The sequence below is a fragment of the Alphaproteobacteria bacterium genome (genome assembly GCA_020638555.1).
Taxonomy (GTDB): domain Bacteria; phylum Pseudomonadota; class Alphaproteobacteria; order Bin95; family Bin95; genus JACKII01.
The window spans coordinates 455,561-474,858 of the sequence record JACKII010000003.1 but is presented as its reverse complement, the minus strand read 5'-3'; the positions used below and the strand labels follow the sequence as shown (position 1 = coordinate 474,858).

Sequence of the window (19,298 nt, the reverse complement as noted above, 5' to 3'; positions counted from 1 at the left end):
GTCAGGGGCTTCTGGCAGTGTGACGGCATCCGCATACCGGCCGAACGGGGCCGGCACCAACACCCGCTGAGACAGGATTTGCAATGGACGGCTTCGACAGCGTAGCCCACATGCTGGAAAACTCGGATCTGCTGATCCGCGCGGTGCTGGCGATCCTGGTGTTGCAGTCGGTTTATATCTGGTACGCGGTGATCAAGTTCATCTTCACCGTGCGCCGGGTCAACACCGAGTGCGACGACCTGAACAACGCGATCGCGGCCATGGATATCGGCGGTATTCGCGCGCAATTGCAACGGTTTGCGCATTTGCTGGTGCGAGCCAACGGGCAGAGCACCGCCCCGCGCCAGGATCTGGAAGCCTCGCCCCAGGCGCTGGCGGAGGCGTCGGCCGCCAACGCCAACCATGTGCTGTTCGACGAGGTCTGGGGCGAGGTCTATGACGACCTGACCCGCAACTGTCCCGGCCTTTCGACCATCGCCGCGACGGCGCCGTTCATCGGCCTGTTCGGCACGGTCTGGGGCATTCTGCACGCCTTTTCCTCGGTGCGGGCGGCGGAGGCGATCACGTTCAGCGCCCTGGCGCCGGCCATCGGCGAGGCGTTGTTCGCGACCATGGCCGGCCTGTTCGTCGCCATCCCGGCGGTGGTGGCCAACAATGCGCTGGCGACCCGTTCGCAGCGGCTGGCCCGCCGGTTCACCCAGGCCTTTACCGGACTGGTGACGGAAGTGGCCCGGCTCGGGCGGCAGCCGGTCCACTCGGACTGGTAGGGACCGCCGCCCATGGCCCGACCCACCCGTCACCGCCGCCCGCAGAACCTTGTCGCCACCATCAACATCACGCCCTTCGTGGATGTGCTGCTGGTGCTGCTGGCGCTGACCATCGTCTTTGCCTCGGATGTGCCCGGCGCCAAGAGCACCGACACGGACCAGGTCGCCGGCGCACTGGGCGCGGAATTCGAGAAAAGCGAGATCTTCACGCTGGAACTGGCGGAGGACGGCACGATCGTGCTGGCCGGCCAGGCCATCGACCGCCCGGAACTGGGCACCGCCCTGGCGCAGTTGCGGACCGATGCACCGGCGGGCGTGGTCATCAACATCACCGCGCACAAGAACGTGAACTACACCACCCTGTTCTCGGTGTTACAGGCGGTGAATTCTTCCCAGGTGGCAGGCGTGACGTTCGCGATCGTCCAGTAACCATGTCCAGTCTGATTGCCGAGCCCCATCAACGCGATGAACTGCCGCTGCTGCTGGCCATTCTGCTGCATCTGCTGGTGGGCGCGTTCGTGTACTGGCAATTGACGGCGCGGCCGACGCCCCAGACCATGATCCGCCTCCAGGACCTGCCGTTGGCCATCGGCCAGTTGACCCAGCCCTCGCCGGAAGGTCCGTCGGACACCGAAGCGCCGAAAGTTATCGCCGAGGCCAAGCCGGCGGCCCCGGAGACGGCGCAGGCAACGGAGCGGCAACAGGCGCGCGCAAGCGCCCCCACGCCCGCGCGAACCCCACCGCCGGACGCGGCCAGGACCGCGGCGATCGAACCTTCGCGCGACCGCCGCCCGCCGGAGGCGACCGCGAAGCAGGCGGCCGCTCCCGAAAAGGCGCCGGCCGCGCCGGCTCTCCGATTGGTGGCGCCGGAAGCTGCCCGCGAGGCCCCGCCGCCACAGGAAGCGGAGTCCCGCCACACGACCGACCGGGTGAGCGCCGCGCCGGAAGCGCCGGAGCCGGCCAAGCCGGCGCCCGCCGCAGCCAAGGCCGCGCCCTCCAAGGCCGCGCGCGAGGCGGAAGCCACGCCCGCTGCGAACGCCCCGGCGGAGGCAGCGAAGCCAGGCCAAGGCCGATATTGCCCGGACGGCACCGAGCGAGACGCCGCCGCCGGTTGCCGAGACCGCCGAACGCAAGTCGGAGCCGCCGGCCAAAGCCCCGGCAAAACCGGCACCGGCCGCACCGACGCCCGCGGTTCCCAGCGCGACCAGCCCGACGGCCGCTCCTCCGGTTGCGGCGCCCCCGGCGGTGGCGCCGAAGCCGACGCTTCCGGCGGAGCGGCCGACAACGGCCACCGCGGAGGCCCGTCCGACCGCATCGCCGCCGCCAGCCGAGGCGCGCGCCGCCGACACGCCATCGCCGGCCAGCCCGGCCGTGCCGGCCACCACCCAGGCGCAGACGCTGGAAACGGAAGCGCCGGCGCCCGTGCCGCGGCACCGCCAACCGCCGCCGCCCGCGCAAGCCCGGGCGGAAGCAAAGCCGGAGGCCGACTCGCCGGCCGCCCAGCCGGCCGCCCAGCCGCCTGCCCAGCCATCTGCATCGACACCGAAGCAGCCGACCAAATCCGACCGGCCGGCCGGCAGCGGTGCTGCACCGAAACAGGAGCAGAAGCCGGCGGCGAACCCGTTCGCGCAACTGGGCCAGCTGGGCAGCTACAACCAGAAGGGCTCGGACCGGGGCCGTGCGGGGGCGACGGGCAATGGCGTGGCCGGGGGTTCGCCCGATGGCGCGCAGGGCTCGCTGGAGTCGTTCGAGGGCAAGGGCTCCGCCATCGCCCAGCGCTGCCTGGAGCGGGCGGGTGCGTTTCGTCCGACCGACAACTTCACCGGTGCCTTTCCCATGCGCTTCGACTCGCTGGCCCAGGCCGTCGGCATTGTCGGGCGGCCGCGCCTGAGCGAAGGTGTCGTGCCGCAGGCCACGACAAACCGCATCGCCGACGGCCTATCGCGCTGCCCCGAGTTTTTGCGCCATGTCGCATCGCGGCGCGGCCTGCGCGATTTCACCCTTAATATCACCACCACCGGCCTTGGCCGCCGGCGATAGGAGGATATCGTCATGCCAACTCCGACCAGCCTGACCGGTTTCGCGCGTGCGGCGCTGGGCGCCGTGCTCGTCTGGCTCTGCCTGTCCGGCGCGGCCATGGCGCAGGTCACCTTCAACGTGGAAGGCCGCGGCCAGGGGACGACCCGGATCGACCTGGCCCTGACCGAGGGCGACGGCGTGCAGCGCCAGGAAATGCTCACCCTTGCCCGTTTCGTGCAGCGGGACCTGCATTCCACGGGCCTGTTCGCCGTGGCCATCCTGCCGCCGGGCGCGCGCTCGACCCGGTCGAACTGGCAACAGTCGCAGGCGGCCGCGGGCTATGAGGTGACCGTGACCGCGGCCCGCAGCGGCGGCGGCCGCACCGTCGGCGTCGACGTGTTCGACCCCTCGGTTTCGCGCGTGGTGCTGCGCCGGCAATTCCAGGTGACGGAGAACGACGCGCCGTTGATCGGACACACGGTCAGCGACGTGCTGTATCAATTCTTCCTGGGCCGCGACGGGTATTTTGCGACCAAGGTCGCCTATGTCCGCAAGGCGGGCGGCCGGTTCCAGATCGTCGCCTCGTATCTGGACGGCAGCGACCTGCGCGTTCTCGCCAACAGCAACGAGGAAATGGCGTCGCCGCGGCTCGCACCGGGCGGCGGCCTGCTGGTCTATGTGCGCATCAGCGAGCACCGCCCGCGCCTGTTCTACGCCGATTTCCGCACCAACCGCAGCGGCCCGGTCTTCAACGACCGCGCGGTTCGGTTCAGCCCGGATATCGGGCCGGACGGCACGCTGTTTTACAGCAAGGTGGTGGAGGGCAACACGGACATCTATTCGACCCGCATCGGCTCGGGCCGGGAGACACGGCTGACGGCGGCGCCCTCGATCGAGACGGAGCTGAATGTCAGCCCGGACGGCAGCAAGATCGCCTATATCACCGATGGCCCGGGCTATCTGCAGATCATGGTGCAGGAACTGGCAAGCGGTATCCGCCAGCCGGTGGGGCTGAGGGGCCGGTTCGGCACGCCGGCCTGGTCGCCGGACGGCAAGTCGCTGGCGTTCACCCGGCAGGCCGGCGGCACGTTCAGCATCGGCGTCGTCGATCTGGCGACCCTGGAGGAACGCACCGTCTCCACCAGCTATTTCGAGGAACGCCCGCAATGGGCGCCCAACGGCAAGGTGGTGCTGTTCGAGCGGGCGGCGCGCTATAACGGCGGCGGCGGCGGGCAGGGGTCGCTCTGGCTGGTCGACCTCGACACCCTGCACACCTTCGAACTGCCCCTGCCGGACAGCGCGTCGGACCCGGCCTGGATTCGCTGAAGGTCCCTCCGCAGCGGAGCCGGCAAACACCGGCAAACAAACGTGTTCCCCGGACGGTGCGGAGCGCCGATCCGGGGCTGCTCGCGGCGTGCGGACATGGGCGGCGGCGGTGTTCGATGAACGACGCCGGTCCCGGCCCACCGCTCCGCGGCGGCCGGGAAACACTCACTGGCCCCGATCCCGATGATCGCGGCCGCTCGGCCCCTCGCTCCGGGGTGGAGTCTTTTCCCGCTGGCCCACCACCCCATCTTCCCTCTCCTCGCGAAAGATGGGGCAGGAGTGTGGGTCAACCGGTGCCGAAAGTGCTCTAGCCGACGTGCTTGGCGAAAAAGGCCATGGTGCGTTCGCGTGCCTGTTTGGCACAGGCCGCGTCGTAGTCGCCGCGGTGATCGCAGTTGAAGCCGTGGCCGGCGGGATAGACGAACACCTCGGCGTCCGGATGGGCCGCGCGGATGGCATCCACGTCGGCCATGGGGATGCCGTGGTCGTTTTCGCCGAAATGCATCATGACCGGGTTTTTCGGCTTCTCGTCCTTGAACATGGCGATCTGGCCGCCGTAATAGCAGACGCTGGCCGCGACGCCGATCCGGGTGGCGACCAGCCAGGAGCAGGAGCCGCCATAGCAATAGCCGACCGAACCGACCTTGCCATAGGGCTTCAACGCCTCGACGGTGGCGGCCATGTCCAGCACCGAGTCGGCCCAGTCCACCTGGGCCCGCATGTCACGCCCGGCGGCGATGTCCTCCGGCGTGTAGCCGACATCGAAATCCTTCTGGGCCCGGTCGAACAGCGCCGGCGCGAGGACCGCATAGCCGTCGGCGGCAAAGCCATCGGCAACCTCGCGCATGTGCGCGTTGACGCCGAAAATTTCCTGGATCACCAGAATGGCGCCCTTCGGTGTCCCGGCCGGCATGGCCTTGTAGACGTCGAACGTGTGTCCGTCGGTGGCGGTCAGTTGGATGATTTCGCCCATGGGGTGGTTCTCCCGGCTGGAAATGGGGAGGTGCAGTCTAGCCGGGCACCACCGCCAGACAAGCGGCAAGCCGCGCGGCGAGCCTAACGCGAGGCCGCGACGATGAGGCAGTCGGTGTCGCGATTCTGGAGCCAGCTGCAGGTGCGCGCCGCATCCGCCCGCGAGTCGAACCCCGAAAGGCGGGCCCGATAGACCGGGCGCCCTTTCGTGGCGCGTTTGTGGGCCACGATCGGATCGGGCTCGCCCAGCCGGTGGGGCAGGCGGCTCATCACGGTCACCAACTGGCGTTCGGCGTCCTTCTGGCTGAGGAAGGCGCCGATCTGGACGCTGTAGTCGCCGGTCTCTTCGGAGCCGAATGTCCGGCCGTCGGCAGCCGGCGCGGCCGGCGGAACGGGCGCATCCGCCACCAGCACGGCGGTCCCCTTGTGGCCGGGACGGGGCCGCGGCAGCGGCGGCAAGGGCTGCAACCGCGCCGAGAGGGGCGAGGCGATGCGGCTGCGCTTCGGCCGCTTCAGGCGCGCCCAGGCGCTGTCCAGGACACCGGTCATGATCCGCGTGCGCAGCGCGCTGGAATTCGCGCCCATGACGACCGCGATGACCCGGCGCTCGCCCCGCCGGACCGAGGTCACGAGGTTAAAACCCGCCTTGTAGATATAGCCGGTCTTCACGCCGTCCATGCCCGGATACACGCCCAGCATGTGGTTGCTGTTCGCGTAGGTGCGCTTGCCATAGCGAAACCGCTTCTGGCTGAAATAATGGTAATATTGAGGGAAATCCCGCATCAGCGCGACGGCCATGATGGCCATGTCGCGGGCGGTCGTGACCTGGCGCGAGTGGTGCAGTCCGGAGGCGTTTTGATAATGGGTGCGGCGCATGCCCAGGCGCTTGGCCGTGCGGTTCATCTGCCGGACGAATTTGGCTTCCGACCCGCCGACATGCTCCGCCACCGCGACGGCGATATCGTTGGCCGACTTGACCGCCAGCGCCTGGATGGCGTCGCGCACGAGGATGTGGCCGCCCCGGCCCAACCCCAGGCGCGATGGCGGCTGCCTGGCCGCGTGCCGGGACAGGGTGATGGTGGCGTTCATCCGCGTCTTGCCGCGTTCGAGCGCATCGAACAGCAGGTAGAGCGTCATCATCTTGGTCAGCGACGCCGGATGCCAGCGGGTGAGGCTGTTGCGGGCAGCGAGCACCTCGCCCGTGTGCGCATCGACCGCGAAGCGGGCGTCGCCTTTGGGGATTGCAACCGCGCTGCCGGTCCAGAGCAGGGCAAGGAGCAGCACCAAGCCGGACAGGGGCAAGAATCGTACGGCAGTAGTATTCAATGGCATCACAACCGGTTTGAGGCCAATTTCACGATATTCGACCCCGATTCGGGGCGGCGTGTCCAGGATTCGTTGAGAAAAATTGGCGGAAATCCGGCCTGAATCGGTCCGACGGGCTGCGTCAGGATGACCATGTTGCGCTGCAACATTTCTCTTGCGACGCAGCGAGGCCCTGCCTAAATTAGGTGCGTCGCAACAAAGAGGTTGCCTATCGGGGCCTCGCTCACATCATTCAGCGGCGCTTCGCGCGCCGCCCACCCGGAAAAGGATACTGTCATGAACGAAGCCGTGCAGAAGACCATGACGAACGCCGCCAACGAAGCCAAGGCGCAGTTCGACGCCGCGACCAAGATGTTCGAGTCCTTCATGGGCAACGAAGGCGCCAAGAAGGCCGCCGAGCAGAGCGCCGAGAACCTCCGCGCCGCTTCCGAGAGCATGCAGGCGATGATGGGCGGCATGGAAGAGATCAGCACCGGCTTCGCCAAGCATTGGGCCAAGGCGATGACCGAGGCGTTCGAGGCCCAGGCGAAGATCCTGACCGCCGGCGACTGGCAGCAGGCCGCGGAAATCCAGTACGCCTACCTGAACCAGAGCATGGACTCGGGCTTTGCCGAGGTCTCCCGCGTTGCCGACCGCGGCACCGCCATGCTGACCAAGGCCGCCGAGCCGCTGCAGGCGCGTTTCGACGCGATGACCAAGGCCGCCTAACTCAGGCGCACAGCATTGGTTTCCCGGCCCTCCCGGCCGGGCCGGAAGGCGGCAGAGGTTTCCTCTGCCGCCTTTTTTCGTTGCTGGCCAAGGCCGCGGAGCCGCCTGGCCCGGCGAGGCCAGGGAGACCCGCCCGGTCAGGGAGAATGGCAAGACTCGGGAACGAATTGGGGCTATTGTGAACGGAAGCGGTTGACCATACCTGAGGGGTCGACGCAACATTGTTGGAACAGCAGCGGCTGAAGGAGCACGGCGCAGGCCATGAGTGACGAAAACCACAATGACGGCGGTGACACGTCAACCGGCGTGGTGGTCAAAGCCCGGCCAAAAGTCAAAAAGCCGTCAATGTATAAAGTTCTTATGTTGAACGACGACTACACTCCGATGGAGTTTGTCGTTCATGTGTTGGAGCACTTTTTTTACAAGAATCGCGAAGAAGCGACCGAGATCATGCTGCATGTCCATCGCAGGGGCATCGGCATCTGCGGTGTCTATACATATGAGGTTGCGGAAACCAAGGTGGCCCAGGTGGTCGATTTCGCCCGCCGTCACGAACACCCGTTACAGCTCACGCTAGAGAAGGATTAGGCCCATGCTGTCTCCCGCTCTCGAGAAGACTTTGCACCGAGCCCTGGGTCATGCGCGCGAGCATCAGCACGAATTCGCCACCCTGGAACACCTGCTGCTGGCGCTGACCGACGATGACGACGCCGTTGCCGTGATGAATGCGTGCGGCGTGCAACTGGAAGCGTTGCGCAAGACGCTGGTGGAATATGTCGAGAACGATCTGACCGCGCTGGTCACCCCCGTTCGCGAGGAGCCGAAGCCGACGGCCGGCTTCCAGCGGGTGTTGCAGCGCGCCGCCATTCACGTGCAATCGTCCGGCCGCGATCAGGTCACCGGCGCCAACGTGCTGGTCGCTCTGTTCAGCGAGCGGGAGAGCCACGCCGTCTATTTCCTCCAGGCGCAGGACATGTCGCGGCTGGACGCGGTCAACTTCATCTCGCACGGCATCGCCAAGTCGCCTGGAAAGGGCGAGCGCCGCAGCGTGCGCGGCACGCCCGACGCCAATATCCAGCCCACCGGCAATGCCGGCGGCGAACAGGGCCGCAGCCGCAAGAGCAAGCGGTCCGAGCAGAGCAAGGAGCCGCCCGAGAAGGAGGAATCCGCGGGCGCGCTCGAAAGCTATTGCGTCAACCTCAACGACAAGGCGCTGTCGGGCAAGATCGATCCGCTGATCGGCCGGGAGGCCGAGGTGGAGCGGACGATCCAGATCCTCTGCCGCCGCACCAAGAACAACCCGCTCTATGTGGGCGACCCCGGCGTCGGCAAGACCGCCATCGCCGAGGGGCTGGCGCGCAAGATCGTGCTGGGCGAGGTGCCGGAGGTGCTGAACGGCTGCGTGATCTGGTCGCTCGACATGGGCTCGCTGCTGGCCGGCACCCGCTATCGCGGCGACTTCGAGGAGCGGCTGAAGGCGGTGCTGTCGGAGCTGGATGCGCTGGACGGCAGCGCCATCCTGTTCATCGACGAGATTCATACCGTGATCGGCGCCGGCGCCACCTCCGGCGGCTCCATGGATGCCTCGAACCTGCTGAAGCCGGCCCTGGCCTCGGGCACGCTGCGCTGCATCGGCTCGACCACATACAAGGAATACCGGACCTATTTCGAAAAGGACCGGGCGCTGGTGCGGCGGTTCCAGAAGATCGACGTGCACGAGCCCTCGATCGCCGATTCGATCAAGATCATGATGGGGCTGAAACCCTATTATGAGGAGCACCACAAGGTTCGCTACACCGCCGATGCGATCAAGACCGCGGTGGAACTGGCGGCGCGCTATATCAACGACCGCAAGCTGCCGGACAAGGCCATCGACGTGATCGACGAGGTCGGCGCCAGCCAGATGCTGGTGGCGCCCTCGAAGCGGAAAAAGACCATCGGCGTGCGCGACGTGGAGAATGTCGTGGCCAAGATCGCGCGCATTCCGCCGAAGCAGGTCAGCCGCGACGACCGCGAATCGCTGCGCAACCTGGACACGGAACTGAAGGCCGTCGTGTTCGGCCAGGACGATGCGCTGGACGCGCTGGCCAATGCGGTCAAGCTGGCCAGGGCCGGCCTGCGCCAGCCGGAAAAGCCGATCGGCTGCTATCTGTTCAGCGGCCCGACCGGCGTCGGCAAGACCGAGGCGGCCCGCCAGCTGGCCAAATGCCTGGGCGTCGAGCTGGTGCGCTTCGACATGTCGGAATACATGGAGCGCCATTCGGTCAGCCGGCTGATCGGTGCGCCGCCCGGCTATGTCGGCTTCGACCAGGGCGGCATGCTGACCGACGCGGTCGACAAGAACCCGCACATCGTCCTGCTGCTGGACGAGATCGAGAAAGCGCACCCGGACGTCTTCAACATCCTGTTGCAGATCATGGACCACGGCAATCTGACCGACCACAACGGCAAGGGCGTCGATTTCCGCAATGTTATCCTGATCATGACCACCAATGCCGGCGCGGCGGACCTGGCGAAAAACGCCATCGGCTTCGGCCCGGTCACCCGCGCGGGCGAGGACCAGGAGGCGATCAACCGGATGTTCTCGCCGGAATTCCGCAACCGGTTGGATGCCATCGTGCCGTTCGGCAATCTGCCGCCGCAGGTGGTGGGGCGCGTGGTCGACAAGTTCGTGCTGGAACTGGAAGCGCAACTGGCCGACCGCAACGTCACCATCGAACTGTCGGAGGCGGCGCGGACCTGGCTGGCGCAGAAGGGCTATAGCCACGAATACGGCGCCCGCCCGCTGGCCCGGGTGATCCAGGAACACGTGAAAAAGCCCCTGGCCGAGGAGTTGCTGTTCGGCAAGCTCTCCAAGGGCGGGGTTGTCCGGGTCGATGTGGGCGAGGACAACGCGCTGTTCTTCTCCTATCCCGAGGATGACGACGCCGGCGCGGCCGAAGGCGGCGCCGAGACGGAGCAGCCGGCGACCTGACCGACGGGCCGGACTGGCCGAAGATGAAACCCTGGGGGCGTTTATCCCCGGGGTTTTTTCGTGTCCGGCCGCGCCATGCGACATTGTCTCACGTGGTATCTTTCGACCCAAGTTCGATATTGCAGTGCAGCATAATGAGATCGGAGTTGTTGCAATGCGATATCAAGCCGTCGAATTTCAGTTCGGGCCGGAAACATTGTCGCGCATCGGCGACGACTGGTTCCGTCGCTGGCAGGAAACCATGGACGATGCCCAGGACACGCTGAGCCAGGCCATTGCGGTCGAGAATCCGATGGATGCGTGGTCGTTGCAACTGGCGTTCGGCATGCGCAACGCCCAGCGCTGGTTCGGCTGGGCCGACCTGGAGACCATCGCCAGCGAGCCGGCCGCCGCCGCTGCTGCGGACGCCGCTGCCGAGACGGACGCCGCTGCCGACGGCGAGGACGAGGTGATGGAAGCGGCGCCTGCGGCTCCGGCAGAGGTTCCGGCGCCGGAAGCGGTCGCGCCCGAGAGCGTCGCAGTGGAACCGGAAGCGCCGGCGGTCGATACGGCGCCCGCCCCGGTGGTGGAGCCGGTCGAGGCCGAACTCGCCCTGGAGGCCCCGGCCGAACCCGTCGTTGCAGAGCCGGTTGCGGACGAACTTCAGCGCATTCGCGGCATCGGCCCGGCGATCGAGCGCAAGCTGGCGGTGCGCGGCATCACCCGTTTCGCCGATATCGCGGCGCTCGACGCCGATGCGATTGCGGTGCTGGACGAGGAACTCGACCTGAAGGGCCGGATCGAGCGCGACGAATGGGTCGGCCAGGCGCAGGCTCTCGCCGACCGGGTCTGATAGCAACGGTCACCCTCCCGCCGGTGTTCGAATGACGACGTCGATCCCGGCCCACCGCTCCGCGGCGGCCGGGAAACGTGTTCCCCGCACGGTGCGGAGCGCCGATGCGGGGCCGCTCGCTCTCGCGAACACGGGGCGGCGCGGGGGTTCGAATGACGACGCCGGTCCCGGCCCACCGCTCCGCGGCGGCCGGGATGCAACCGTCCTCTCCCGGCCCGTCGGTCAGACCGGCTCGGCGCCGACCTTGACCAGCAGCTTGCCGAAATTCTCGCCCGCGAACAGCTTCAGGAAGGCGGAGGGCGCGTTCTCGATGCCGTCGACCACGTCCTCGCGGTATTTCACCTCGCCCTCGGCGATCCAGCGGGCGATGCGGGTCATGGCCTCGGGATAGCGGCTGGCGAAGTCGAACACCAGGAAGCCCTGCATCCGCGCCCGTTTCGGGATGAAGAAGCGCATGTTGCGCGGCACCAGTTCCGGCTCGGTCAGGTTGTATTCGGCGATGCGGCCGCAGACCGCAATGCGGGCGCCCAGGGCCAGGTGCTCGACCACCGCATCCCAGATCTTGCCGCCGACATTCTCGAAATAGACGTCGATGCCGCGCGGGCATTCGCGGGCGAGCGCGGCCATCAGGTCCTGCTCGCGATAGTTGATGGCGGCGTGGAAGCCGAGCTCGCCGACGATATAGTCCGCCTTGGCCTGGCTGCCGACAATGCCGACCACCCGGCAACCCATGATCCGGGCGATCTGCCCCACCACCGCGCCGACCGCGCCGGACGCGGCTGCGACCACCACCGTGTCGCCCGGTTGCGGCTGGCCCACGTCGAGAAAGCCGAAATAGGCAGTCATGCCGGGCATGCCCAGCACGCCGTTGGCGGTCGAGATCGGCGCCAGCGATGGGTCGACCTTGCGCAGGCGCTCATAGGGCGGCACCGCGAATTCCTGCCAGCCCAGCCGGCCCTCGACGATATCGCCCACCCGCCAGTCCGGGTGCTGCGAGGCGACGATTTCGCCGACGCCGCCCGCCTCCATCACCTCGCCGATCTGCACCGGCGCCGCATAGCTGGGGCCGTCGTTCATGCGACCGCGCATATAGGGGTCGAGCGACTGGTAGATCTGGCGCACCAGGATCTGCCCGGGGCCGGGCGTCGGCACCGGCGCCTCTTCCAGCCGGAAATTGTCGAGGCTCACCATGCCCTGCGGGCGCGAGGCGAGGACGATGCGGCGGTGGGTGGAGGGGATGGTGGGCATTGCGGGCTCCCGATGATCGTTCGGCGTTGCGGGCCATGAAGGTTCGGGACTGTAGGATAAGCGGCCCCGTCGACCCAGGAGATTCCGCAGGATTCTCGTGGCGGGCCCGTAAGCCCCGTTGACCTTCGGCGCGGCTCGCCGCAGCATTCGGGGCAATCCATGCTTCCAAAGTCGAGGAACCGCCGTCCGATGGCCTTTATTCGCGTAGAGCAGAACGGTCCCGTCAAGACCATCACCATGACCCGCGGCGAGAAGCGCAACGCGCTGAACCTCGCCATGCTGGACGAGATGACCCAGGCCTTTCGCGCGGAGCCGGCCGCCGCGGACCGGGTGATCGTGCTCCGGGCGGAGGGGCCGGCCTTCTGCTCCGGCATCGACCTGGCCGAGCGGCTGGAAAAGCCCGCCAATCCGGGCGAATCGCCGATCGAGGTGATGCTGCACGCCATGGAGATGAACCCGCTGCCCATTGTCGGCGTCGTGCATGGCGATGCCATTGCCGGCGGCAACGAGCTGGCGCTGCACTGCGATTTCGTCGTGGCCTCGACCAGCGCGCGCTTCGGCATGAGCCTGGCCCAGATCGGCCTGGCGCCGACCTGGTTCCTGACCAAGAAGCTGATGGAGGTGGCCGGGCCGGTCTGGGCGCGGGAAATCCTGCTGCTGGGCGACCCGCTGCCGTCGACGAAAATGCACGAGCTCGGCATTATCGGCCGGGTCGCGCCGCCCTACGACTTGCAGAAAGAGGCGCAGAAGGTGATCGACCGGCTGGCCGCGAACGCGCCGCTCAGCCTGCGCGCCATGAAAAGCATGATGGTGCGCCAGATGGCCTACCGCGACGGCATCGAGCATGCCGAGCAGGACCGGCTGGTGGAGGCGACCCGCCACAGCCAGGATTCGAGGGAGGGCATCCGCGCCCGCCTCGAAAAACGCACCGCCGATTTCAAGGGAGTCTGATGCGTCATGGCCATTGCTGTCCGCATGTCCAAGCCCTGGCGGCCCCTGACCCCGGCGGAAGCCGACAAGGTCGCCGGCAATCTGGGCGTCTATCAGCTCGCGAACGATGCGGGCGATATTCTCTATATCGGCGCGGCCACGGGCCGGTCGCTGTTCGGCCTGCGCGGTGAAATCCGGGAGAAAGCGGCGGAGCCGCCAGAGGGCGCGACGCAGTTCCGGCTGGAGGTGAACACCAGCTATCGCACCCGGCACCGCGAACTGCTGATGGCCTACCAGTTCGACCATGACGGCCGCCTGCCGCCACTGCAACCGGCCGAGGACGGCCGCGGCCTGGGTAAGCTCAGCCCGGGATGACGGCTTTCCCGCCGTCATTGCGACCCCGGCCCTGAGCTGGGGGAGGCAATCCAGAGCCGTCGCCCTGCTGATCCTGGATGGCTTCGTCGCCTGCGGCTCCTCGCAATGACGCCACCGAATGAAACACGGCAACCCGCCAGCAATCGCAAAACCACGGAACACCCCAATGGATCTCTCCCTCTCCGAAGAGCAAAAAATGATCGTCGACCAGGTCCGCCGCTTTGTGCGGGAGGAAATCTGGCCGTTGGAAGACAAGCTCGACCCCGACACCGACGAACTGCCGGAGGCGGACCGCGCCCGGCTGGTCAGCCGCACCCAGGAAATGGGCCTGTTCGGGCTCGACATTCCGCCGGAATACGGCGGCCCGGACGTGGACATCGTCACCCGCACCCTGATCGCCATCGAGATGAGCCAGCATCGCGCCGGCCTCTATGCGCCCTGCTATGGCGTGTTCGGCGGCGTCGGCGGGCCCGGCCAGTTGTTCGAGGCCAATGACTGGCAGAAGGAGAAATGGCTGTTCCCGACGCTGCGCGGCGAGAAGAAGGCGTTTTTCGGCCTGTCCGAACCCTCCGGCGGCTCCGACCCGGCACGCGCGATCCAGACCCGCGCGGTCGAGGATGGCGACGACTACATCATCAACGGCTCGAAACTGTGGATCTCCAACGCCGACCGCGCCCAATACGGTCTGGTGTTCGCGCGCACCGACCCGAGCAAGGGCCGCGGCGGCGTCACCTGTTTCATCGTCGACACCGACACCCCCGGCTTTCATGTGCGCCGCATCGTGCACACGCTGCGCTCGGCCCGTTATGCGACGGAACTGGGCTTCACCGACATGCGCATCCCCAAGACGCACATTCTCGGCAAGCTGAACGGCGGCTTCTCCATCGCCAACGACCGGTTGGCGCGCCAGCGCATCCCCTATTCCGCCGCCTGCATCGGCGTCGCCATCAAGGCGCACGAACTGGCAATCGAATACGCGAAGATCCGCGAGACCTTCGGCGCACCGCTCGCCAGCCGCCAGGCGATCCAGTGGATGCTGGTCGACAACGAAATGGATATCCGCGCCGCCCGCTGGCACACGCTGGAAGCGGCCAGCAAGGCCCACAATGGCGAGCCGTTCCGCATGGAGGCCTCCATCGCCAAGATCACCGGCAGCGAGGCCGGCGGTCGGGTTGTCGACCGCTGCATGCAGATCCATGGCGGGCTGGGCGTCGCCAAGGACCTGCCGTTCGAGCGCTGGTACCGCGAAATGCGCATCCGCCGCATCGGCGAGGGCCCGAACGAGGTGCAACGCCATATCGTCGCCCGCGACGTGCTGGGCATGGGGCTGCGATGAGCGAAGAGGCGTCTTTGAACCGTCTGCCGCTGGAAGGCGTCCGGGTTCTCGACCTCGGCCAGATTTACAACGGTCCCTATGCCGGCTGGCTGCTGGCGCAGGCGGGGGCCGATGTGATCAAGGTGGAGCCGTTGCGTGGCGATGCGCTGCGCGGGCGTGGCCGGACCAAGGGCGCCATGCCCTGGTCCGTCGCCGCGCTGAACCAGAACAAGCGCGGTCTGGCGCTGGACCTGAAATCGGGCGCGGGCAAGGCGCTGCTGTTCGACCTGGCGCGCAGGGCCGACATTCTCCTGGAGAATTTCGCGCCCGGCGTCATGGACCGGCTCGGCTGCGGCGCCAAGGAACTCCAGACCGCCAATCCGCGCCTGATCTACGCCAGCAGCAGCGGCTTCGGCACCACGGGGCCGGACCGGGACAAGCTGGCCATGGACCTGACCATCCAGGCGTCCAGCGGCATGATGAGCGTGACGGGGCCGGAGGGCGGGCCGCCGATGAAGGCCGGCATGGCCGTCTGCGATTTTCTGGGCGGCGTGCACCTCTATTCCGCCATCATGACCGCCCTTTACGAGCGCACGGTCACCGGTGTCGGGCGGGTGGTCGAGGTGGCGATGGTGGAGGCGGCCCTGCCGGTGCTCACCACCAATTTCGCCGGCATGTTCGAGAATGGCGGCGTGCCGGTGCCGCGGCGCGGCAACAAGCATCCGGCCAAGGCCGCCGCGCCCTACAACGTCTATGAGTGTCGGGACGGCTATATCGCGCTGCTCTGCATCCGCGAGGAGCACTGGCACAACGTCGCCCGGGTCATCGGCCGCGAGGACCTGCTGGACGATCCGCGCTTTGCCGACCCCGCGACCCGCGCCGCCCATGACGATCTGGTGGACGAGGTCATGCTGGCCTGGAGCCGCAAGCTGCCGAAACAGGAGGCGGCACGGCAGATGCAGGACGCCCATGTCGCCTGTGCCGTCATCCGGGATTTGACGGAGATTGTCGACGACCCGCACCTGCGCGGCCGCGGCGCGCTGTTCGAGCAGCATCACCCGGTGATGGGGGATGTGGTGCTGCCGCATTCGCCCTTGCGCTTCCAGGGGGCGCCCTTCCCGCCGGACGTGCCCAGCCCCGAATTGGGCCAGCACAGCCGCGCGGTGCTGGCCGACTGGCTCAATTTGAGTCAGGGGGAGATCGACGTGCTTTATGCCGAGGGCGCCATCGCCTGAGGCGGGCCTGCGCCCCGGCCGGGTGGCCGGGGCGCTTTTGCAACCGGGATCGGGGGTGCTGCGATCAGACCACGCCGAACGCCAGCATCGCGTCGGCGACCTTCTTGAAGCCGGCGATGTTCGCGCCCTTCACATAGTCCACCTTGCCGTCCGGGCCCGAGCCCTGGGCGACGCAGGCCGCGTGAATGTCGCTCATGATCTTGCGCAGCGCGGTGCGCAGGTCTTCTTCCTCCCGGTGCAGACGGGCGGAATTCTGGCTCATTTCCAGGCCCGACATGCCGACGCCGCCGGCGTTCGAGGCCTTGCCCGGCGCATAGAGCACGCCCGCGCCTTGCAGGGCGGCCACCGCCTCGGCGGTGCAGGGCATGTTGGCGCCTTCGGTGACGGCCTTGCAGCCATTGGCGATCAGCGCCCGGGCATCGCCCTCGTCCAACTCGTTCTGCGTGGCGCAGGGCAGGGCGACGTCACAGGGAACGGCCCAGGGGCGCTGGCCCTCGTGGAAGGTGCCGCCGAATTCGTCGACATAGGCGCTGATGCGGGCGCCACGTTTTGCCTTGTGCCGTTTGATCCAGTCGATCTTTTCCTGGCTGAAGCCTTCGGGATCGTGGATGAAACCGCCGGAGTCCGAGAGGGTGACCGGCTTGCCGCCGCGGTGCAGCACCTTTTCCGCCGCATGGGTCGCGACATTGCCCGAGCCGGAAACGACCGCGGTCTTGCCCTCGATGCCGTTGCCCACATGGTGCAGCATGTCTTCCAGGAAATAGACCGCGCCATAGCCGGTCGCTTCCGTCCGCATGAGCGAGCCGCCGTATTCCAAGCCCTTGCCGGTCAGCACGCCGTTGAAGTGGCCGGTCAGGCGCTTGTACTGGCCGAACATATAGCCGATCTCACGGCCGCCAACGCCGATATCGCCGGCCGGCACGTCCACGTCCGGGCCGACATAGCGGAACAGTTCGGTCATGTAGCTCTGGCAGAAGCGCATGATTTCGTGCTGGCTGCGCCCCTTCGGGTCGAAGTCGGCGCCGCCCTTGCCGCCGCCCATGGGCAGGCGGGTGAGCGAGTTCTTGAAGGTCTGCTCGAAACCCAGGAATTTCAGGACGCCCTGGTTGACCGACGGATGAAAGCGGATGCCGCCCTTGTACGGGCCGATGGAGTTGTTGAACTGGACGCGGTAGCCGCGGTTGATCTGGACCTCGCCATTGTCGTCGGCCCACGCCACCCGGAAGGAGACGACGCGGTCGGGTTCCACCATCCGCTCCAGCACCTTGATTTTGGCATAGACCGGATTGGCGTTGATGAAGGGGATGACCGTTTCGGCGACCTCGTGCACGGCCTGATGAAACACGGTTTCACCGGGGTTGCGGTCGATCACCCAATCCATGAACGATGTCGTATCTAGCTGCTGTACCATCGTGTCGTTCCACCTGGACTATTGGGTTGTTGTGCTGCGCCCACCGGTCGAAGCCAGACCTCAAGCGTGCGACAAAGATACCATGTGCCGGGTTGCACGGTCCAGCAAGCGAACATGCTTTCACAACAATTTTTCCCCATTTCGCAATCATTTATGATAAATGTGGCAACAATCTGCGACCCAACCAGCGAGTGATGCAGCCATGAAAAGAGCATCGGACCTGTTTGTCGAAGCGCTCGAGGCCGAGGGCGTCGAATATGTCTTCGGCATTCCGGGAGAGGAAAATCTGGATATGGTCGACAGCCTGTCGCGCTCGACCAAAATCAAGCTGGTTCTGACCCGGCACGAGCAGGCTGCCGGTTTCATGGCGGCGACCTATGGGCGTTTCACCGGCAAGACCGGCGTCTGCATGTCGACCCTCGGGCCCGGAGCCACGAATTTTACCACCGCTGCGGCCTATGCCCAGCTGGGCGGCATGCCGATGCTGATGATCACCGGGCAGAAGCCGGTGCGCAGCTCGAAACAGGGGCGGTTTCAGATCCTGGATGTGGTCGACATGATGGGGCCGATCACCAAATTCGCCCACCAGATCCAGTCCGCCGACAACATCCCCTCGCGGGTGCGCGAGGCGTTTCGCCTGGCCGAGCAGGAAAAGCCCGGCGCGGTGCATCTGGAACTGCCCGAGGACATCGCGGCCGAAGAGACCGACGGCCATCCGATTCCCTGTTCGACCGCCCGCCGGCCGATTGCCGAGGAAAAGGCCATCCGCGCCGCCGCGATGCGAATCGAGGCCGCAAAATCGCCGATCATCGTCATCGGCGCCGGCGCGAACCGCAAGGTCACCAGCCGCATGCTCACGCAGATGGTGACGGAAAAGGGCATTCCCTTCGTCACCACCCAGCTGGGCAAGGGGGTCGTGGACGAGCGGCACGAGCTGTTCATGGGGTGCGCCGCGCTGTCCGCCGGCGACTTCGTGCACCGGGCGATCGCCGCCGCGGACCTGATCATCAATGTCGGCCATGACGTGATCGAAAAGCCGCCCTTCTTCATGGAACAGGGCGGAACGGAGGTGATCCACATCTCGTTCAACTCCGCCGAAGTCGACCCGGTCTATTTCCCGCAGACCGAGGTGATCGGCGATATCGGCAACGCCATCTGGCAGTTGAACGAGATCGTGCATCCCCAGCCGCATTGGGACTTCAGCCGCATGTTGCAGGTGAAGGCGGCGCACGACGAGAATATTCTCAAGGGCAGCGACGACGGCCGTTTCCCCATCTACCCGCAACGCCTGGTGCGCGATATCCGGGCGGCGATGCCGAACGACGGCATTATCTGCCTCGACAACGGCGTCTACAAAATCTGGTTCGCGCGCAACTATCCGGCGACGGAGGCGAACACCGTGCTGCTGGACAACGCGCTGGCGACCATGGGCGCGGGCCTGCCGAGCGCGATGGCTGCGCACCTGCTGCACCCGCAACGCAAGGTCATGGCGATCTGCGGCGATGGCGGTTTCATGATGAACAGCCAGGAGCTGGAAACGGCGGTGCGGCTGGACATGAACCTGACCTGCCTGGTGCTGAACGACAGTTCCTACGGCATGATCCGCTGGAAGCAGGCGAATATGGGCTTCCAGGACTGGGGCCTGGAGTTCGGCAACCCCGACTTCGTCAAATACGCCGAGAGCTATGGCGCGCACGGCCATCGCGTCGAGAGTTCCGCCGGCCTGGCCGAGGTGCTGGACCGCTGCCTGAACAGCAAGGGCGTGCACCTGATCGACTGTCCGGTCGACTATTCCGAGAATGACGAAATCCTGAACAAGCGCATCAAGGAACTGAGCGCGGCGGTCTGACGGGCGCGGTA

The 19,298-nt window shown here is 66.8% G+C and carries 17 protein-coding genes; 13 read left to right on the top strand and 4 right to left on the bottom strand.

The genetic code is table 11. The features are described from left to right. Positions 1-83 precede the first annotated feature (83 nt). The 4 genes from H6844_13715 to H6844_13700 all read left to right on the top strand — a co-directional run bounded on the left by H6844_13715 (position 84) and on the right by H6844_13700 (position 4,112). Positions 84-767 carry a MotA/TolQ/ExbB proton channel family protein gene (locus H6844_13715; protein ID MCB9930457.1) on the top strand — a complete coding sequence of 228 codons (684 nt, stop codon included), beginning with the start codon at positions 84-86 and terminating at the stop codon, positions 765-767. Positions 768-779: 12 nt separating this feature from the next. After that, positions 780-1,196: a biopolymer transporter ExbD gene (locus H6844_13710; GenBank protein ID MCB9930456.1), complete on the top strand. Its 417-nt coding sequence runs from the start codon at positions 780-782 to the stop codon at positions 1,194-1,196. A 942-nt stretch (positions 1,197-2,138) separates the two neighbouring features. Further along, the gene (locus H6844_13705; GenBank protein ID MCB9930455.1) at positions 2,139-2,807 is read left to right on the top strand and encodes a hypothetical protein; all 669 of its coding nucleotides are present in this window, start codon (positions 2,139-2,141) and stop codon (positions 2,805-2,807) included. A gap of 12 nt (positions 2,808-2,819) precedes the next feature. Beyond that, positions 2,820-4,112 (top strand): PD40 domain-containing protein, encoded by a 1,293-nt coding sequence (locus H6844_13700; GenBank protein MCB9930454.1) that lies wholly within the window; start codon positions 2,820-2,822, stop codon positions 4,110-4,112. Positions 4,113-4,419: 307 nt separating this feature from the next. Here the strand turns inward: H6844_13700 and H6844_13695 are convergent, their stop codons facing one another. Continuing rightward, complete coding sequence (locus H6844_13695) at positions 4,420-5,085, bottom strand: dienelactone hydrolase family protein (GenBank protein MCB9930453.1); 666 nt, start codon at positions 5,083-5,085, stop codon at positions 4,420-4,422. Positions 5,086-5,168: 83 nt separating this feature from the next. Continuing rightward, positions 5,169-6,368 carry a D-alanyl-D-alanine carboxypeptidase gene (locus tag H6844_13690; GenBank protein ID MCB9930452.1) on the bottom strand — a complete coding sequence of 400 codons (1,200 nt, stop codon included), beginning with the start codon at positions 6,366-6,368 and terminating at the stop codon, positions 5,169-5,171. A 318-nt stretch (positions 6,369-6,686) separates the two neighbouring features. On the opposite strand from H6844_13690, the gene H6844_13685 reads away from it, so the two are divergent. The 4 genes from H6844_13685 to H6844_13670 all read left to right on the top strand — a co-directional run bounded on the left by H6844_13685 (position 6,687) and on the right by H6844_13670 (position 10,924). Continuing rightward, a complete protein-coding gene (locus H6844_13685) occupies positions 6,687-7,118 on the top strand; it encodes a phasin family protein (protein MCB9930451.1) in 432 nt (143 codons plus the stop codon). A 261-nt stretch (positions 7,119-7,379) separates the two neighbouring features. Beyond that, a complete protein-coding gene (gene clpS, locus H6844_13680; GenBank protein ID MCB9930450.1) occupies positions 7,380-7,706 on the top strand; it encodes an ATP-dependent Clp protease adapter ClpS in 327 nt (108 codons plus the stop codon). 4 nt (positions 7,707-7,710) lie between these two features. After that, positions 7,711-10,092, top strand: a complete 2,382-nt coding sequence (gene clpA, locus H6844_13675; GenBank protein ID MCB9930449.1) for an ATP-dependent Clp protease ATP-binding subunit ClpA — start codon at positions 7,711-7,713, stop codon at positions 10,090-10,092. A 154-nt stretch (positions 10,093-10,246) separates the two neighbouring features. After that, positions 10,247-10,924 carry a hypothetical protein gene (locus H6844_13670; GenBank protein ID MCB9930448.1) on the top strand — a complete coding sequence of 226 codons (678 nt, stop codon included), beginning with the start codon at positions 10,247-10,249 and terminating at the stop codon, positions 10,922-10,924. Positions 10,925-11,146: 222 nt separating this feature from the next. On the opposite strand, the gene H6844_13665 is transcribed toward H6844_13670, so the two are convergent. Continuing rightward, entirely contained in the window at positions 11,147-12,172 is a 1,026-nt protein-coding gene (locus tag H6844_13665; GenBank protein MCB9930447.1) for an NADP-dependent oxidoreductase, read from the bottom strand. A gap of 189 nt (positions 12,173-12,361) precedes the next feature. On the opposite strand from H6844_13665, the gene H6844_13660 reads away from it, so the two are divergent. The 4 genes from H6844_13660 to H6844_13645 all read left to right on the top strand — a co-directional run bounded on the left by H6844_13660 (position 12,362) and on the right by H6844_13645 (position 16,027). Then, positions 12,362-13,123 (top strand): enoyl-CoA hydratase/isomerase family protein, encoded by a 762-nt coding sequence (locus tag H6844_13660; GenBank protein ID MCB9930446.1) that lies wholly within the window; start codon positions 12,362-12,364, stop codon positions 13,121-13,123. Positions 13,124-13,129: 6 nt separating this feature from the next. Next, positions 13,130-13,477, top strand: coding sequence for a hypothetical protein (locus tag H6844_13655; protein ID MCB9930445.1), 348 nt, complete (start codon positions 13,130-13,132; stop codon positions 13,475-13,477). A gap of 166 nt (positions 13,478-13,643) precedes the next feature. Then, positions 13,644-14,813, top strand: coding sequence for an acyl-CoA dehydrogenase family protein (locus H6844_13650; GenBank protein ID MCB9930444.1), 1,170 nt, complete (start codon positions 13,644-13,646; stop codon positions 14,811-14,813). Next, positions 14,810-16,027, top strand: coding sequence for a CoA transferase (locus H6844_13645; protein MCB9930443.1), 1,218 nt, complete (start codon positions 14,810-14,812; stop codon positions 16,025-16,027). Before H6844_13650 ends, H6844_13645 begins: the two co-directional genes overlap by 4 nt. Before the next feature lie 64 nt (positions 16,028-16,091). Here H6844_13645 and gdhA read toward each other — a convergent pair whose 3' ends face one another. Next, on the bottom strand, positions 16,092-17,408 hold the full coding sequence (gdhA, locus tag H6844_13640) for an NADP-specific glutamate dehydrogenase (GenBank protein ID MCB9930442.1): 1,317 nt from the start codon (positions 17,406-17,408) through the stop codon (positions 16,092-16,094). 232 nt (positions 17,409-17,640) lie between these two features. Between gdhA and H6844_13635 the strand changes: the two genes are divergently transcribed. After that, a complete protein-coding gene (locus H6844_13635) occupies positions 17,641-19,287 on the top strand; it encodes an acetolactate synthase large subunit (GenBank protein MCB9930441.1) in 1,647 nt (548 codons plus the stop codon). Positions 19,288-19,298: the final 11 nt, after the last annotated feature.

What these genes read in the sequence shown, in the direction of transcription:
- H6844_13715 (MCB9930457.1), top strand. Translation starts at nt 84, where the DNA reads ATGGACGGCTTCGACAGCGTAGCCCACATGCTGGAAAACTCGGATCTG.
- H6844_13710 (MCB9930456.1), top strand. Translation starts at nt 780, where the DNA reads ATGGCCCGACCCACCCGTCACCGCCGCCCGCAGAACCTTGTCGCCACC.
- H6844_13700 (MCB9930454.1), top strand. Translation starts at nt 2,820, where the DNA reads ATGCCAACTCCGACCAGCCTGACCGGTTTCGCGCGTGCGGCGCTGGGC.
- H6844_13695 (MCB9930453.1), bottom strand. Translation starts at nt 5,085, where the DNA reads ATGGGCGAAATCATCCAACTGACCGCCACCGACGGACACACGTTCGAC.
- H6844_13685 (MCB9930451.1), top strand. Translation starts at nt 6,687, where the DNA reads ATGAACGAAGCCGTGCAGAAGACCATGACGAACGCCGCCAACGAAGCC.
- clpS (MCB9930450.1), top strand. Translation starts at nt 7,380, where the DNA reads ATGAGTGACGAAAACCACAATGACGGCGGTGACACGTCAACCGGCGTG.
- clpA (MCB9930449.1), top strand. Translation starts at nt 7,711, where the DNA reads ATGCTGTCTCCCGCTCTCGAGAAGACTTTGCACCGAGCCCTGGGTCAT.
- H6844_13670 (MCB9930448.1), top strand. Translation starts at nt 10,247, where the DNA reads ATGCGATATCAAGCCGTCGAATTTCAGTTCGGGCCGGAAACATTGTCG.
- H6844_13665 (MCB9930447.1), bottom strand. Translation starts at nt 12,172, where the DNA reads ATGCCCACCATCCCCTCCACCCACCGCCGCATCGTCCTCGCCTCGCGC.
- H6844_13660 (MCB9930446.1), top strand. Translation starts at nt 12,362, where the DNA reads ATGGCCTTTATTCGCGTAGAGCAGAACGGTCCCGTCAAGACCATCACC.
- H6844_13655 (MCB9930445.1), top strand. Translation starts at nt 13,130, where the DNA reads ATGGCCATTGCTGTCCGCATGTCCAAGCCCTGGCGGCCCCTGACCCCG.
- H6844_13650 (MCB9930444.1), top strand. Translation starts at nt 13,644, where the DNA reads ATGGATCTCTCCCTCTCCGAAGAGCAAAAAATGATCGTCGACCAGGTC.
- H6844_13645 (MCB9930443.1), top strand. Translation starts at nt 14,810, where the DNA reads ATGAGCGAAGAGGCGTCTTTGAACCGTCTGCCGCTGGAAGGCGTCCGG.
- gdhA (MCB9930442.1), bottom strand. Translation starts at nt 17,408, where the DNA reads ATGGATTGGGTGATCGACCGCAACCCCGGTGAAACCGTGTTTCATCAG.
- H6844_13635 (MCB9930441.1), top strand. Translation starts at nt 17,641, where the DNA reads ATGAAAAGAGCATCGGACCTGTTTGTCGAAGCGCTCGAGGCCGAGGGC.